This is a genomic window from Nocardia sp. CDC160 (assembly GCF_035818795.1).
Lineage (GTDB): Bacteria > Actinomycetota > Actinomycetes > Mycobacteriales > Mycobacteriaceae > Nocardia.
This window is the reverse complement of the sequence record NZ_JAYKYT010000001.1, coordinates 1337724-1352575: the sequence shown is the minus strand read 5'-3', so window position 1 is coordinate 1352575 and position 14852 is coordinate 1337724. Positions and strand designations below refer to the sequence as shown.

14 protein-coding genes and 2 tRNA genes are annotated in these 14852 nt (G+C 66.4%); 11 read left to right on the top strand and 5 right to left on the bottom strand.

The annotated features are described in order from the left end of the window. Positions 1–373: 373 nt before the first annotated feature. The 9 genes from gyrB (at position 374) to VMT40_RS05980 (ending at position 10029) form a co-directional block, all read left to right on the top strand. Positions 374–2416, top strand: coding sequence for a DNA topoisomerase (ATP-hydrolyzing) subunit B (gyrB, locus tag VMT40_RS06020; protein ID WP_326356920.1), 2043 nt, complete (start codon positions 374–376; stop codon positions 2414–2416). Between the two features lie 130 nt (positions 2417–2546). Then, positions 2547–5060: a DNA gyrase subunit A gene (gene gyrA, locus VMT40_RS06015; protein WP_326356919.1), complete on the top strand. Its 2514-nt coding sequence runs from the start codon at positions 2547–2549 to the stop codon at positions 5058–5060. A gap of 45 nt (positions 5061–5105) precedes the next feature. Continuing rightward, complete coding sequence (locus tag VMT40_RS06010) at positions 5106–6068, top strand: DUF3566 domain-containing protein (RefSeq protein ID WP_326356918.1); 963 nt, start codon at positions 5106–5108, stop codon at positions 6066–6068. A gap of 138 nt (positions 6069–6206) precedes the next feature. Beyond that, positions 6207–6280: transfer RNA gene (locus VMT40_RS06005), tRNA-Ile, on the top strand. Between the two features lie 30 nt (positions 6281–6310). After that, positions 6311–6383: transfer RNA gene (locus VMT40_RS06000), tRNA-Ala, on the top strand. Positions 6384–6452: 69 nt separating this feature from the next. Then, positions 6453–6560, top strand: a complete 108-nt coding sequence (locus tag VMT40_RS05995) for a DLW-39 family protein (protein WP_218003181.1) — start codon at positions 6453–6455, stop codon at positions 6558–6560. A gap of 145 nt (positions 6561–6705) precedes the next feature. Next, positions 6706–7731, top strand: a complete 1026-nt coding sequence (locus VMT40_RS05990) for an adenylate/guanylate cyclase domain-containing protein (RefSeq protein ID WP_326356917.1) — start codon at positions 6706–6708, stop codon at positions 7729–7731. A gap of 466 nt (positions 7732–8197) precedes the next feature. Continuing rightward, entirely contained in the window at positions 8198–9193 is a 996-nt protein-coding gene (locus tag VMT40_RS05985) for an ATP-binding cassette domain-containing protein (RefSeq protein WP_326356916.1), read from the top strand. Positions 9194–9240: 47 nt separating this feature from the next. Next, the gene (locus VMT40_RS05980; protein ID WP_326357214.1) at positions 9241–10029 is read left to right on the top strand and encodes an ABC transporter permease; all 789 of its coding nucleotides are present in this window, start codon (positions 9241–9243) and stop codon (positions 10027–10029) included. On the opposite strand, the gene VMT40_RS05975 is transcribed toward VMT40_RS05980, so the two are convergent. From VMT40_RS05975 to VMT40_RS05965, 3 genes are all read right to left on the bottom strand, one after another. After that, entirely contained in the window at positions 10015–10197 is a 183-nt protein-coding gene (locus VMT40_RS05975; RefSeq protein ID WP_326312719.1) for a hypothetical protein, read from the bottom strand. The genes VMT40_RS05980 and VMT40_RS05975 overlap by 15 nt on opposite strands. Before the next feature lie 74 nt (positions 10198–10271). After that, on the bottom strand, positions 10272–12110 hold the full coding sequence (gene glmS / locus VMT40_RS05970; RefSeq protein ID WP_326356915.1) for a glutamine--fructose-6-phosphate transaminase (isomerizing): 1839 nt from the start codon (positions 12108–12110) through the stop codon (positions 10272–10274). A 14-nt stretch (positions 12111–12124) separates the two neighbouring features. After that, positions 12125–12394 (bottom strand): hypothetical protein, encoded by a 270-nt coding sequence (locus VMT40_RS05965; protein ID WP_326356914.1) that lies wholly within the window; start codon positions 12392–12394, stop codon positions 12125–12127. A gap of 133 nt (positions 12395–12527) precedes the next feature. Between VMT40_RS05965 and VMT40_RS05960 the strand changes: the two genes are divergently transcribed. After that, positions 12528–13064 (top strand): peptidylprolyl isomerase, encoded by a 537-nt coding sequence (locus VMT40_RS05960; protein ID WP_326356913.1) that lies wholly within the window; start codon positions 12528–12530, stop codon positions 13062–13064. 28 nt (positions 13065–13092) lie between these two features. Next, a complete protein-coding gene (locus VMT40_RS05955; RefSeq protein ID WP_326356912.1) occupies positions 13093–13983 on the top strand; it encodes a rhomboid family intramembrane serine protease in 891 nt (296 codons plus the stop codon). Here the strand turns inward: VMT40_RS05955 and VMT40_RS05950 are convergent. Together VMT40_RS05950 and crgA are read right to left on the bottom strand one after the other, a co-directional pair. Further along, entirely contained in the window at positions 13980–14423 is a 444-nt protein-coding gene (locus VMT40_RS05950; RefSeq protein WP_326356911.1) for a PH domain-containing protein, read from the bottom strand. The two genes, VMT40_RS05955 and VMT40_RS05950, sit on opposite strands and share 4 nt — an antisense overlap. An 85-nt stretch (positions 14424–14508) precedes the next feature. Next, positions 14509–14775 carry a cell division protein CrgA gene (crgA, locus tag VMT40_RS05945; protein ID WP_326312713.1) on the bottom strand — a complete coding sequence of 89 codons (267 nt, stop codon included), beginning with the start codon at positions 14773–14775 and terminating at the stop codon, positions 14509–14511. Positions 14776–14852: the final 77 nt, after the last annotated feature.

Below are 14852 nucleotides of genomic sequence, written 5' to 3'. Positions count from 1 at the left end.
ATCGTCGCGAACCCGCGCGCAAACGGTCTCCGCGGTGTCGGCCGAGGTGTCGGGCGCCGCCCGCGCATCGCCGTCTGAGGCTTCCGGAACCGCCCGCACCCATAACCGGTCATATCGCAGGTCGATTTCATGACCCTACGGCCCACTCAGGGGTGTCATAGGTGGGTTCTCTGTCGGTCGTACCAGTAGGATGGGGGAGTAACTAGCGGCGATACCTCCCGGCGCGTTCCGCAGCGCCCGCGCGTGAGCCCCCGTAATTCTCGAGCAGACACAGTCTGATGCTCGAGCAGACAGTGTCTGACGGCCTCACGCGTGCCACCGCACGGCGTCGGGAGGATCAGCAAGTAAGGAGAGCTACCGACCAGTGGCTGCCATGGACTCCAACGCAGACGGCTCGACCCAGCCCAAGTCAGGCAAGCAGACGACGTACGGTGCCGACTCCATCACCGTCCTCGAGGGTCTCGAGGCGGTGCGCAAGCGCCCCGGTATGTATATCGGTTCCACCGGTGAGCGCGGTTTGCACCATTTGATCTGGGAGGTCGTCGACAACTCGGTCGACGAGGCGATGGCCGGATACGCCTCTCGGGTCGATGTCACCCTGCTGGCCGACGGCGGTGTCGAGGTCGTCGACGACGGCCGCGGTATCCCCGTCGGCATGCACGCGCAGGGTGTTCCCACCATCGAGGTGGTCATGACCCAGCTGCACGCGGGCGGCAAGTTCGACGGTGAGTCGTACGCCGTCTCGGGCGGTCTGCACGGCGTCGGCATCTCGGTGGTGAACGCGCTGTCCACCCGGCTCGAGGCCGAGGTGGACACCGACGGCTACCACTGGGCCCAGGAGTACAAGGACTCCAAGCCCGGCAAGCTGGTTCAGGGCGACCCGACCAAGCGCACCGGTACCACCATCCGGTTCTGGCCGGATCCGGAGATCTTCGAGACCACCACCTTCAGCTTCGAGACGGTGGCGCGTCGCCTGCAGGAGATGGCGTTCCTGAACAAGGGCCTCACCATCACGCTGACCGATCAGCGCGTGGCCGAGAACGACATCACCGACGAGGTGGTCAGCGAAACCGCCGAGGCCCCCAAGCATCTCGACGAGAACGCGCCGGTCGCCGAGCCGAAGGTGAAGACCCGGACCTACCACTACCCGGGCGGGCTCGAGGACTACGTCAAGCACATCAACCGGACCAAGACCCCGATCCACAACTCGATCGTGGCGTTCACCGGCAAGGGCACCGGCCACGAGGTCGAGGTGGCCATGCAGTGGAACTCGGGCTACTCCGAGTCGGTCCACACCTTCGCCAACACCATCAACACCCACGAGGGCGGCACCCACGAGGAGGGCTTCCGCGCGGCGCTCACCACCGTGGTGAACAAGTACGCGAAGGACAAGAAGCTCCTCAAGGAGAAGGACGGCAACCTCACCGGTGACGACATCCGCGAGGGCCTGGCCGCCATCGTGAGCGTCAAGATCGCCGACCCGCAGTTCGAGGGCCAGACCAAGACCAAGCTCGGCAATACCGAGGTGAAGTCCTTCGTCCAGCGGACCTGCAACGAGCACATCTCGCACTGGTTCGAGGCCAACCCGGCCGATGCGAAGACCATTGTGCAGAAGGCGGTTTCGTCGGCGCAGGCGCGCGTGGCGGCCCGCAAGGCGCGAGAGTTGGTGCGGCGCAAGTCCGCCACCGATCTGGGTGGTCTGCCGGGCAAGCTGGCCGACTGCCGCTCGAAGGATCCGGCCAAGTCCGAGATCTACATCGTGGAGGGTGACTCCGCCGGTGGTTCGGCCAAGTCCGGCCGCGACTCCATGTACCAGGCGATCCTGCCGCTGCGCGGCAAGATCATCAATGTGGAGAAGGCGCGCATCGACCGCGTGCTGAAGAACACCGAGGTCCAGTCCATCATCACGGCCTTCGGCACCGGCATCCACGACGAGTTCGACATCGCCAAGCTGCGCTATCACAAGATCGTGCTGATGGCCGACGCCGACGTGGACGGCCAGCACATCTCGACGCTGCTGCTGACGCTGCTGTTCCGCTTCATGCGCCCGCTGGTCGAGCACGGTCACGTCTATCTGGCCATGCCGCCGCTGTACAAGCTGAAGTGGCAGCGGTCCGAGCCGGAGTTCGCCTACTCCGACCGCGAGCGCGACGGGCTGCTCGAGCGCGGCCTGGCCGCGGGCAAGAAGATCAACAAGGACGACGGCATCCAGCGCTACAAGGGTCTCGGCGAGATGAACCCGAAGGAGCTGTGGGAGACGACGATGGACCCGTCGGTCCGCGTCCTGCGCCTCGTGACCCTCGATGACGCGGCCGCCGCGGACGAGCTGTTCTCCATCCTCATGGGTGAGGACGTGGAAGCTCGGCGCAGCTTCATCACTCGCAACGCCAAGGACGTTCGCTTCCTCGATGTGTGATCGGGACACCCCAGCCCGGGGGTAGGGGAGAAGGGGGCAAAGCCCCCAACCCCTTTCGGGGGCAAGCCCCCGAACCCCCGGACCAGCCGCCGCATTCCGACCACCACAGACTTCCTACGGAGACCTTTCTATGACTGAGACTTCGCTGCCGCCTTCGGGTGGCGACCGTATCGAGCCGGTCGACATTCAGCAGGAGATGCAGAACTCCTACATCGATTACGCGATGAGCGTGATCGTGGGCCGCGCGCTGCCCGAGGTGCGTGACGGCCTCAAGCCGGTGCACCGGCGCATCCTGTACGCGATGTACGACAACGGGTATCGACCCGACCGCGGCTATGTGAAGTCCGCGCGCCCGGTCGCCGACACCATGGGCAACTACCACCCGCACGGTGACACGGCCATCTACGACACCCTGGTGCGCATGGCGCAGCCGTGGTCGCTGCGCTACCCGCTGGTCGACGGCCAGGGCAACTTCGGTTCCCGCGGTAATGACGGCGCGGCCGCCATGCGTTACACGGAGTGCCGTCTGACGCCGCTGGCCATGGAGATGCTGCGCGAAATCGACCACGAGACGGTCGATTTCATGCCGAACTACGACGGCAAGACCCAGGAGCCGGTGGTTCTGCCGAGCCGCGTGCCCGCGCTGCTCATGAACGGCTCCAACGGTATTGCGGTCGGTATGGCGACGAACATTCCGCCGCACAACCTGAACGAGCTGGCCGAGGCCATCTACTGGGCGCTGGACAATCACGAGGCCGACGAGGAAGCCACCCTCGCGGCGTGCATGGAGCGGGTGAAGGGGCCGGACTTCCCGACCGCGGGCCTGATCGTCGGCACCCAGGGCATCCACGACGCCTACACCACCGGTCGCGGTTCGGTCCGCATGCGCGGTGTGGTGGAGATCGAGGAGGACAATCGCGGGCGCACCACGATCGTCATCACCGAGCTGCCCTTCCAGGTCAATACCGACAACTTCATCAATGCCATTGCCGAGCAGGTGAAGGACGGCAAGATCGCGGGTGTCTCCGACATTCACGACGAGTCCTCCGACCGTGTCGGCCTGCGCATCGTGATCACGGTCAAGCGCGACGCCATCGCCAAGGTGGTGTTGAACAACCTCTACAAGCACACCCAGCTGCAGACCTCCTTCGGCTGCAACATGCTCTCCATCGTGGACGGGGTGCCGCGCACGCTGCGCCTGGACCAGATGATCCGGCTGTATGTGAATCACCAGTTGGAAGTCATCATCCGGCGCACCCGCTACCTGCTGCGCAAGGCCGAGGAGCGGGCCCACATCCTGCGCGGTTTGGTGAAGGCGCTCGATCAGCTGGACGCGGTGATCGCCTTGATCCGCCGCTCGGCCGACACCGAGACCGCGCGCACCGGCCTGATGCAGTTGCTGGAGATCGACGAGATCCAGGCGACCGCCATCCTCGATATGCAGCTGCGTCGCCTGTCGGCGTTGGAGCGGCAGAAGATCCTCGACGAGTTGGCCAAGATCGAGGCCGAGATCGCGGATTTGAACGACATTCTGGCCAAGCCGGAACGGCAGCGCGCGATCGTGCGTGACGAACTGGCCGAGATCGTCGACAAGTACGGCGACGAGCGCCGCACCAAGATCATCGCGGCCGACGGCGACGTCCAGGACGAGGATCTGATCGCCCGCGAGGACGTGGTCGTGACGATCACCGAGACCGGCTACGCCAAGCGCACCAAGACCGACCTCTACCGTTCGCAGAAGCGCGGCGGCAAGGGCGTGCAGGGCGCGGGCCTCAAGCAGGACGACATCGTCAAGCACTTCTTCATCACCTCGACCCACGACTGGCTGCTCTTCTTCACCAACAAGGGCCGGGTGTACCGGGCCAAGGCGTACGAGCTGCCCGAGGCCAACCGCACCGCGCGCGGCCAGCACGTGGCGAACCTGCTGGCCTTCCAGCCGGACGAGAAGATCGCCCAGGTCATTCAGATCAAGTCCTACGAGGACGCGCCCTACCTGGTGCTGGCCACCCGCAAGGGCCTGGTGAAGAAGTCCAAGCTGACCGACTTCGACTCCAACCGCACCGGCGGCATCGTGGCGGTCAATCTGCGCGATGAGGACGAATTGGTCGGTGCGGCACTGTGTTCCGCGGACGACGATCTGCTGCTCGTCTCGGCGCACGGCCAGTCCATCCGCTTCTCCGCCAATGACGAGGTGCTGCGCCCGATGGGCCGCGCCACCTCCGGCGTGCAGGGCATGCGCTTCAATGCCGACGATGAACTGTTGTCGCTCAACGTGGTTCGCGATCAGGAGGGCATCTATCTGCTTGTCGCGACCGCCGGTGGGTACTCCAAGCGTACGGCGATCGACGAGTACACCGCGCAGGGTCGTGGCGGCAAGGGTGTGCTGACGATTCAGTACGACGAGAAACGTGGCAGTCTTGTCGGGGCGCTCATTGTCAATGACGATGATGAGCTGTACGCGATCACCTCCGGCGGCGGTGTCATTCGCACGCTGGCGCACCAGGTTCGCAAGGCCGGACGGCAAACCAAGGGCGTGCGGTTGATGAACCTGGGCGAGGGCGATACTTTGCTCGCGATCGCTCGGAACGCGGATGAGCCCGACCAGGTTGCCGAAGATGACACCAGCGGTTCGGCGAAGCAGTAGTTTCACCACAGCAGCGGCGGCACACACGGATCGAAGGATTCACCATTGACCACGAATCAGCCGAATGACCAGCGCGGTCATGCCAATGGCGTGACCGAGAGAATCGCCCCGTCTCCGATTCCGCCGCGGCCCATTCCGCGTCCGGGCGCGCCCGAGGGCGGCGCTCCGCAATCACCCGAATTGTCGGATCAGTCCGGCGATTTCGGGCCGGAAGGTAACAATTCGGCCGACGGTACCGTCGCGGATTCCGCGGACGCGCAGGGCGGTTCGCCCTTCCAGGAGGGTTGGTCGCAGCTGCCGCAGCGGGAGCCGCAGTCCAACCTGTACCGCCCGGGCCAGGCCCCGACCCCGGGCAGCACCGGCAGCCTCAAGGGTGGCGGTGGCCTGCAGGGCGGCGGCCTGAATGCCGGTGTCTCCAATGCGCGTACGACCGCCGACCTGGCGGCCAAGGCGGCGCGCAAGGAGGCGGCCATGGTGAAGTCCGTCGGCATCGACGGACCGACCCGCAGCATCGCCCGCCCCGAATTGGTCAAGGATCTGCCCGATCTGTCCGAGCTGCGGCACCCGCTGCCGCCGCCGGAGCCGATCGCACCGGCCGGTCCGGTCTCGCCGTCCGCCCCCGCGGCGGTGGCGCAGGCCGCGGCCACCGGTGAGCCGCTGCGCGCCACCGTGCAGCTGCGCCACATCGACCCGTGGTCCACGCTGAAGGTCTCGCTGGTGATCAGTGTGGCCATGTTCTTCGTGTGGATGCTGGCGGTCGGCCTGCTGTACCTGGTGCTCGAGGGCATGGGTGTGTGGGAGCGCCTGAACTCCACCTTCACCGATATGGTCTCCGACAGCTCGTCCTCGGCGCTCATCGACGCGGGCACGGTCTTCGGCTACGCCGGTGTCATCGGCCTCATCAATGTGGTGTTGCTGACCGCGCTGTCCACCGTGGGCGTGTTCGTCTACAACCAGTGCACCGATCTGGTCGGCGGCATCCAGGTCACCCTGGCCGACCCCGACTAGAAAACCGCTCTTTCGATCCGCCGTGACGGCCGGTCCGGTCTGCTGCTCGCAGGCCGCTGACCGGCCGTTTTGGTTATCGGCGCTTGCGTACGGTAATCTTCTGCCTCGTTCGAGTGACACACTTCGAACACCCACTAAGGGCCTATAGCTCAGGCGGTTAGAGCGCTTCGCTGATAACGAAGAGGTCGGAGGTTCAAGTCCTCCTAGGCCCACTTACAGGTAAAGATCGAACTGCCTTCCCAGGGGCCTTAGCTCAATTGGCAGAGCACTGCCTTTGCAAGGCAGGGGTTAGGGGTTCGATTCCCCTAGGCTCCACTGACGACAAGCCGCAGACCGAATCCGGTCTGCGGCTTTTGTGTTTGTCGTTCCAGTACTGTGGGATTCATGAAATTCGTTCTCACGATCGTCGTGATCGCCGCCGTGGTCTTCGGAATCAGCAAGCTTCGCCAGCGCAATGACGCCGATCTCTGGCACGAGGTCACCACGCGCTGAAAATCCCCGGATGGGGTGCTGAAAAACCCTGATGGTGCGCTGATTTCGTCCGGCACGGACGGGTTTGGCGCACCGTCGGAACTTCCGCACTGTGACACGGAACATGCGGAGGTTTACTGCCCGGTCAACGCCGTATCGTCGAGGCATGGCGTCCACTGAGATCTCCGAGCTGGTGCAGTCCGTGGTGGAGCCGTACCTGCTCAGTGGGTCGCGCAAATACGACCGGACGCAGGTCTCGGAACTGACGGGACTGCCCAATTCCATTACCCGGCGGCTGTGGGTGTCGCTGGGCTTCCCGGCCGATCCGGACGACAACGCGGTGGAGTACACCGAGTCCGATATCGAGGCCGCCCGCACCTTCGCCAAGCTGCACGTGCTCGCCGGTGCGGACATTCATCGACAGACCACCGCGGCCCGCACGCTGGGCCGATCCATGGCCCGGCTGGCGGAGTGGCAGGTCGATCTGGTGACCGAGGAGATCCTGGACCGGATCGCGACGTTGGCCAAGGAGCAGCCGGAGCTGGATCCGAAACAGGCCGCGCGCATCGCCACCGATGAGGTGGTCACCGAGTTCGAGACGTTGCAGCGCTATGCCTTCCGGCGGCATCTGGACGCGGCCCTGGCGCGTTCGCTGGACGGGGGCGCGGTCGCGGGCGACACGATGCGCGTGCTGGCCGTCGGTTTCGCCGATATGGTCGGCTACACCCGCCTGACCCGCCACCTGGAACCCGATGAGCTGTCGGCGCTGCTGGAGGCGTTCGAGACGGCCACGAGCAACGCGATCGTGGCGCACGGCGGCTGGGTGATCAAGAATGTCGGCGACGAGGTCATGTTCGCGGCCAATTCCGCCGCCGAGGGCGCGCGCATCGCGCTCGCGGTCCAGGAGGCCGCCATCGCCTCGCACGGCGTCACCCAGGAATTGCGGGTCGGTGTGGCGTATGGCGAAGTCCTGCAACGCTTCGGCGACCTCTACGGCTCGGTGGTGAATACCGCGGCGCGACTCACCGGTGTGGCGCGGCCGGGCACGGTGTTGGTGGATGACGGTGCGGCGGAAGCGATCGAGGACGATCCGGAATTCACGCTGCGGCATCTGGCGACGGTGCGGGTGAAGGGCATCAATCGGCTGCACGGGCATGTGCTGCGTCGCAATGTGATTCGACCGCTGGTGTGATTCGCCCGCTGATCTGAGGCCGGTCGCCGCCGGGCGCGAAACCTACCCCGGGAATAGGGGCGGGCCTCGGCGAAGGGGGGGAGTTAGCCGAGGCCCGCGTAAGGTCGGCCCGGGGGGGAGGGGCCGACGGGAACGATCCTACGCGACGAATTGGGATTGTGTGGCTATCGGGGCACCGCGTTCCAAGATTTTTTCGCGGAAAAAGTGTCGTACCCGAGTGGGAACATCCGACTGTGACCGAATTGCGTCCTTCGCCGAATTCGATTCGAGTAGCGCACTACTCGCGATCGAGGCCGGTGGCCGGGCGGATCATCGAATCGGTCGCATCCCACACCGGCAACCCCGAGCACCGCCGGACCCCCAGTGGGATGCGGCCACTTCTGTATCCGGCCATACTGGCCGAGAGCGTTTGGTCTTGTTCGACCGTATTCGTGCAGTTCAGAACCAGCGCACAGTCAGGAGAATCATGCCCGACGCCATAGTCGCCGAGGGTCTGGTCAAGAGGTACGGCCACCTGGTCGCCCTCGACGGCCTGGACCTGTCCGTTCCCGAAGGCACCGTGACAGCTCTGCTCGGCCCCAACGGCGCGGGCAAGACCACCACGGTGCGCGTGCTCACCACCCTGCTGATCCCGGATTCCGGCCACGCCACCGTGGCGGGGGTGGATGTGCTGAAGGATCCGCAGCTGCTGCGGTCGCGCATCGGCACCTCCGGCCAGTACGCCGCCGTCGACGAATACCTCACCGGCTTCGAGAATCTGGAGATGGTCGGGCGGCTGTACCACATGGGTGTGCAGCGCAGTAAGGAGCGCGCGCGGGAGCTGCTGGAGCGTTTCCGGCTCGCCGACGCCGCCGACCGCCCGGTCAAGGGCTACTCCGGCGGTATGCGCCGCCGCCTCGATCTGGCGGGCGCGCTGGTCGCGAATCCGCCGGTGCTGTTCCTGGACGAACCCACCACCGGCCTGGATCCGCGTGCGCGCCTGGATCTTTGGGACGTGATCGAGGAGCTGGTGGCGGGCGGCACCACGCTGTTGCTGACCACCCAGTATCTGGAGGAGGCCGATCGGCTGGCCGATTCCATCGCGGTCATCGACCACGGCCGGGTCATCGCCGAAGGCACCTCCGACGAGCTCAAGGCCATGGTCGGCGGTGACCGCATCGAGCTGGTGGTCGATCACGTGGACAATCTGGCCATCGCGCGGCAGGCGCTGGAAGGCTTGGCGCACGGGGAGATTCGGCTCGAGCCGGGCATGCGCCGGATCATCGTTCCGGTCGAGGACGGTTCGCAGGCCCTGGTCGACGCCATCGGTCAGCTCACCAAGCACGAGGTGAAGATCCACGACGTGGGTCTGCGGCGGCCCTCGCTCGACGATGTGTTCCTCACATTGACCGGGCACGAGGCCGAGGAACTGATCAACGGTGATCGCGAGGCCGATGAGAAGGTCGGCGGTGGTGCCCGATGACCGCCTTCGCCGTCGCCGAGAAGCCTTCGCCCGCACAGCGTCTGGCCATGGTGGTCACCGACAGCGTGACCGTCACCAAGCGCAATGTCATCAAGATTCGCCGCGTCCCGGACGTGCTCATCTTCTCGACGCTGTCGCCGATCATGTTCGTGCTGCTGTTCGCCTACGTCTTCGGTTCGGCGATCAAGCTGCAGGGCACCTCGTATCGCGAATTCCTGATCGCGGGCATCTTCGCCCAGACCGTGGTGTTCGGCGCGACCTTCACCGGCTCGAGTCTGGCCGAGGACATGCAGAAGGGCATCATCGACCGCTTCCGGTCGCTGCCCATGGCCCCGTCGGCGGTGCTCATCGGGCGCACGGTCGCCGATGTGGTGATCAATGTGGTGAGTCTGGTGGTCATGTCGCTGACCGGTCTGCTGGTGGGCTGGCGCATCCGCGGCTCGTTCCTGGACGCGGTGCTGGCCTACGTGCTGTTGCTGCTGTTCGCGTACGCGGTGTCGTGGATGATGGCCGTGGTGGGCCTGCTGGTGCGGGCGCCGGAGGTCTTCAACAACGCCAGCTTCATGGTGATCTTCCCGCTCACCTTTATCGCGAACACCTTTGTGCCGTCGGAGAATCTGCCCACCGTGCTGCGCGTGATCGCGGAGTGGAATCCGGTATCCGCGGTGACGCAGGCGACGCGTGTCCTGTTCGGCAATACCAGTCCGCTGGCGCAAACCCCGGACGTGTGGCCCATGCGGCATCCGGTCGCGACCACCCTCATCTGGGTGGTCGTGATTCTGGCGATCTTCGTGCCGCTGGCATTGCGGCAGTACAAAAAATCAGTGAGCCGCTGACAGGTCCGGCGTCGGTGCGGAGCCGTTGCGCGAGTAGCCCAGGCGCGGCGGCTCCGGGGCCGGTGCGGGCGGCTGCGGGCGCTTGCTCACGAAGAACGCTATGACGCCGCCCGCAATCGCGATCAGGGCGGCCACGATGACCTTGTTACGAACGCTCCCCAGCTCCATCCGACCATGCTGGCACAGCAAGGGAATTCGTGCACGGATGGGGGTGTGGGGCCTAGCCCTCACACCCCTCGGCCTCACTCGACCGTGACGCTCTTGGCAAGGTTGCGTGGCTTGTCCACGTCCCGCCCCAGCGCCATGGCGGTGTGATACGCCAGCAGCTGCAGCGGAATCGTCAGGATGATCGGGTCGAGTTCCGCGCACACCCGCGGCACCCGAATCACCGCGTCCGCCAACTCATCCGGCAGCTCGGCATTGGTGACCGCGATGACCGGTCCGCCGCGCGCCTTGATCTGCTCGATGGTGGTGATGTTCTTGGCCAGCAGTTCGTCGTCGGGCACCAGCACGATGCTCGGCATCTCCGCGTCGATGAGCGCCAGCGGGCCGTGCTTGAGCTCGGAGCCCTGATACGCCTCGGCGTGAATGTAGGAGATCTCCTTGAGCTTCTGCGCGCCCTCGCGCGCCACCGGCCAGGCGCGCACCCGGCCGATGAAGAACATGCTGCGCGCCTTGGCGTATCGGGTCGCGATCTCGGCGATGGACGCGTCGTCGGCGAGCACCGCGTCGATGGCGTCGGGCAGCGCGCGCAGCCCGGACACGATGCGCTCGCCCCCGGCCGCCGACAGATCGCGCACCCGGCCCAGCAGCAGCGCCAACATGGCGAAGGAGACCGTCATATTGGTGAGCGCCTTGGTGGAGGCGACCGACACCTCCGGGCCCGCGTGCAGGAACACGCCCGCACCGCATTCGCGGGCGATGGCGCTGCCGACCACGTTCACCGCGCCGATCACCCGGCCGCCCTTGCGCTGCAATTCCTGAACGGCCGCAAGGGTATCCAGCGTCTCGCCGGACTGGCTGATGGCGATGTACAGCGCGTCGGGATCCACCACCGGATTGCGGTAGCGGAATTCCGAGGCCGGTTCGGCGGTGGCCGGAATCCGGGCCAGCTCCTCGACCAGCTGCGCGCCGAGCTGGCCCGCGTAGTAGGCCGAGCCGCAGCCCAGGAACACCACCTTGCTGATGCCGCGCAGTTCGCGCGCGTCCATATTGAGCCCGCCCAGCACGGCGGTGGCGAAGCGTTCGTCGAGGCGGCCGCGCAGGGCCCGGCGCACGGCGTCGGGCTGTTCGGCCATTTCCTTGCGCATGAAGTCCGGGTACCCGCCCAGCGCGTAATCCTCGGCCGCCATCTCGATGGTGGTCGGGATCTTGTCGGTGCGGCGCGCCTCGAGACCCAGTGTGCTGGTGCGGAATTCGCCCGCGCGCACGGTGGCCAGCTCGCCGTCGTCGAGGAACACCACGCGCTGGGTGTGGTGCACCAGGGCGGCCACGTCGGAGGCCACGAACATCTCGCCGTCGCCGACGCCGAGCACGATGGGGGAGCCGTTGCGGGCCACCACCAGTTCGTCGGGGCGGCGGGCGTCGAGCACCAGCAGGCCGTAGGTGCCCTCGACCCGGTGCAGGGCGGTGCGGACCGCGTCCTCGAGCGAATCGGTGCCGTCCAGGGCGGCGGCCACCAGGTGCGCGATGGCCTCGGTGTCGGTGTCGGAGACGAATTCCACGCCCTCGGCCGTGAGCGCGGCGCGCAGCTCCTCGGCGTTCTCCACGATTCCGTTGTGCACCACCGCGATCCGGCCGGAGCCGTCCAGGTGCGGGTGCGCGTTGGCGTCGGAGGGCTCGCCGTGGGTGGCCCAGCGGGTGTGGGCGATGCCGACATTGCCCTTCAGCCGCGCGCCCTCGGCGTCGACCCGGTCGCGCAGGTCCTGGACCCGGCCCTGGGTCTTGGTGACGCGCAGGCGGCCCCGGTGCGGCACGGCCAGCCCGGCCGAGTCGTAGCCCCGGTATTCGAGCCGGTGCAGGCCCTCCAGCAGGACCGGGACGGACTCACGGTGTCCGATGTACCCGACGATTCCACACATTGCGCGACGGACTCCTACCCGTAGACGATGCGACGCAGTTGTCGTTCGGTGAATTCGGGGGCGGCCACCGGGCGCTGCGCGAGTTCGTCGGCCAGGCGCTGCCAGATCTCGGCATTGCGGACCTGGCGGGCCTGGAGTTCGGCATGTCTGCGGCGCACGAACTGCTCGGCGGTCTCGTCGAAGTATCCGGCGACGTCGGCGACCACGCGGGCCGCGACGGCGGGCGGCAGGCCGGTGGAGGCCGCCACATGGCGGACCAGATCGGCCGGAACCCCGTCATTCACCCGACCGAACTTGCCATGCCGCGACCAGTTCCGCCACTTTTCTGCCCGAATTCGGGCAGGGAATCACAGTGTGCGGCGATTCCGGCTGCTGGGAGTGTGCCGATTCGGGGTGTAGATCCGGCCTGCACCTACGATGGCGGGCGTGACCTCACCGAATCAGACCGCCGTGGCCACGCTGCACACCAACCACGGGGACATCAAGATCTCGCTCTTCGGTAACCACGCCCCCAAGACGGTCGCGAACTTCATCGGCCTGGCCGACGGTTCCGCGCCGTACACCACCAAGAACGCGTCCGGGACCGACTCGGGCCCGTTCTACGACGGCGCGGTCTTCCACCGGGTGATCGACGGATTCATGATTCAGGGCGGCGACCCGACCGGCACCGGCCGCGGCGGGCCCGGCTACGAATTCAAGGACGAGTTCCACCCGGAACTGCGCTTCGACCGCGGCTACCTGCTGGCCATGGCCAATGCCGGACCGGGCACCAACGGCTCCCAGTTCTTCATCACCGTCGGCGCGCAACCGCACCTGAACCGGCGGCACACCATCTTCGGTGAGGTCCTCGACCCCGATTCCCGCAAGGTGGTCGACGCCATCGCCGCGACCGCCACCGACCGCAACGACCGGCCCAAGGACGAGGTCGTGATCAACAGCATCACCATCTCCTGACTCGACGCCGGACCCGAAGAGAATTCCCATGCAGCCCCAGCCGCCCGCACCGACCTGCTACCGCCACCCGGACCGGCCCACCGGTCTGGCCTGCACCAGGTGCGGGCGACCGGCCTGCCCGGAGTGTCTGACCGCCGCCGCGGTCGGACAGCACTGCGTGGAGTGTGTGCGGCAGGGACGCAGTGACATTCGACCGGTGCGCAACGCGGCCGGGACACAGGTGTCGCGGATACCGACCCCGTACGTCACCTACGCGCTGATCGCGATCAATGTGATTGTCTTCGCCGCCACCGCCTTCCAGGCGAAGAGCGTGACGAACAACGATCTCTCGAGCCTGCTCCGAAGCCTGGAACTGGTGCCCGTCCAGGTCGGCAATGGCGAATGGTTCCGGGTGATCACCTCCGGATTCGTGCACTACGGTCCGATTCACCTGCTGGCCAACATGTTCTCGCTCTACATGCTCGGGCCCTACTGCGAGGTGGCCTTGGGGCGGGCGCGGTTTCTGGCCGTCTATCTGGTGTCGCTGCTGGGCGGTTCGGCGGCGGTGATCGCGCTCTACGGTGCGCAGAGCCATTCCGGCGGCGCGTCGGGCGCGATCTTCGGCATTTTCGGCGCGGTGGCCGTGATCATGCTCCGCACCCGGCAGAACCTCACCCAGATCGCCGTTCTGCTGGTGATCAACCTGTTCATCACCTTCGCGGTGCCGGGCATCTCGATCTGGGCGCACCTGGGTGGCCTGCTGGCCGGGACGGTCGCCACCACCGGCGTCCTCTACCTCCCGAGGTGGGCGGGGGCGCGAAACCCCAAGACGGCCATGAACATCGGCTGGGCGGCGGTCGCCGCGGTCGGTGTGATCGCGATCCTGGTCGCGGTGCTCACCGCGCCCTCGGGGCCGGTGCTCCCGTACCTGCCTGTCTAGCGCGACAGGTGAATGCGCAGCACCTCGAGCACGTCCTCGGGGTGCGCGCCCAGATCCCAGCGGCCGAAGATGATGAGCTTCTCGTCCCCGTCGTGATCCACGTCCATCTCCAGCATGGGCATGCGGCGACCGAGTCGCCGATAGTTCACCACGCGGACGCGGAGGATCTGCTGGGGTGTGTAGCGCTGCGGCCCGGCCAGTCCGCGCACCACGATATGCACAGGGTTACCGGGTTCGACCGAGAGCCGCGGCCGCTGCCGCAGACCCATGCCGGTCAGGAAGAGCAGCCCCAGCGCGGCCAGCCCGATGAGCAGGCGGCCGGGACCGTCGTTCGAGAGAAAAGCGGCCACGGCCAGCGCGATGCCGCCGATGCCGCAGGCCGCGAGCGCGGCCCCGGGGGTGGACCAGGCCAGGCGGGAGGAGGGATCGGTCGCTGTCACTGTCCCCACTCCCTCCTCGAGTTGTCCACAAGGTCATCCACAGGTGTGTATGAATAACAATGATGTAAGACACTCACGCGGAGAGTTAACGCCAGCGCATGGTCATGATCAGGCCGACCACCATGAGGCCGAAACCGATCAGGAAGTTCCACGCGCCCAGATCGCTCATCCAGCCGATGTGCTCATTGGCCAGGTAGTAGACCAGCAGCCAGGCCAGCCCCGCCAGCATGAAGCCCAGCATGATGGCCACGTACCAAACCGGCGACGGACCGGCCGATTTCACGCGCACGGGCGTGCGGCTGGACGGGTTGATCGTGTAATCCGTCTTCTTCCGGACCTTCGACTTAGGCATGACGTCCTCGTTATCGGCGTTCTGTCTGCGTAGACATTATCCCGGCAACGCTGTGGAAAGCGTCGCCGGGGAGTCCC

Excerpts from the sequence above, each read along its gene's own strand:
- VMT40_RS05960 (WP_326356913.1), top strand. The coding sequence starts at position 12,528 with ATGGCGGGCGTGACCTCACCGAATCAGACCGCCGTGGCCACGCTGCAC.
- VMT40_RS05980 (WP_326357214.1), top strand. The coding sequence starts at position 9,241 with ATGGTGGTCACCGACAGCGTGACCGTCACCAAGCGCAATGTCATCAAG.
- crgA (WP_326312713.1), bottom strand. The coding sequence starts at position 14,775 with ATGCCTAAGTCGAAGGTCCGGAAGAAGACGGATTACACGATCAACCCG.
- VMT40_RS05955 (WP_326356912.1), top strand. The coding sequence starts at position 13,093 with ATGCAGCCCCAGCCGCCCGCACCGACCTGCTACCGCCACCCGGACCGG.
- glmS (WP_326356915.1), bottom strand. The coding sequence starts at position 12,110 with ATGTGTGGAATCGTCGGGTACATCGGACACCGTGAGTCCGTCCCGGTC.
- VMT40_RS05985 (WP_326356916.1), top strand. The coding sequence starts at position 8,198 with ATGCCCGACGCCATAGTCGCCGAGGGTCTGGTCAAGAGGTACGGCCAC.
- VMT40_RS05975 (WP_326312719.1), bottom strand. The coding sequence starts at position 10,197 with ATGGAGCTGGGGAGCGTTCGTAACAAGGTCATCGTGGCCGCCCTGATC.
- gyrA (WP_326356919.1), top strand. The coding sequence starts at position 2,547 with ATGACTGAGACTTCGCTGCCGCCTTCGGGTGGCGACCGTATCGAGCCG.
- VMT40_RS05995 (WP_218003181.1), top strand. The coding sequence starts at position 6,453 with ATGAAATTCGTTCTCACGATCGTCGTGATCGCCGCCGTGGTCTTCGGA.
- VMT40_RS05990 (WP_326356917.1), top strand. The coding sequence starts at position 6,706 with ATGGCGTCCACTGAGATCTCCGAGCTGGTGCAGTCCGTGGTGGAGCCG.
- gyrB (WP_326356920.1), top strand. The coding sequence starts at position 374 with ATGGACTCCAACGCAGACGGCTCGACCCAGCCCAAGTCAGGCAAGCAG.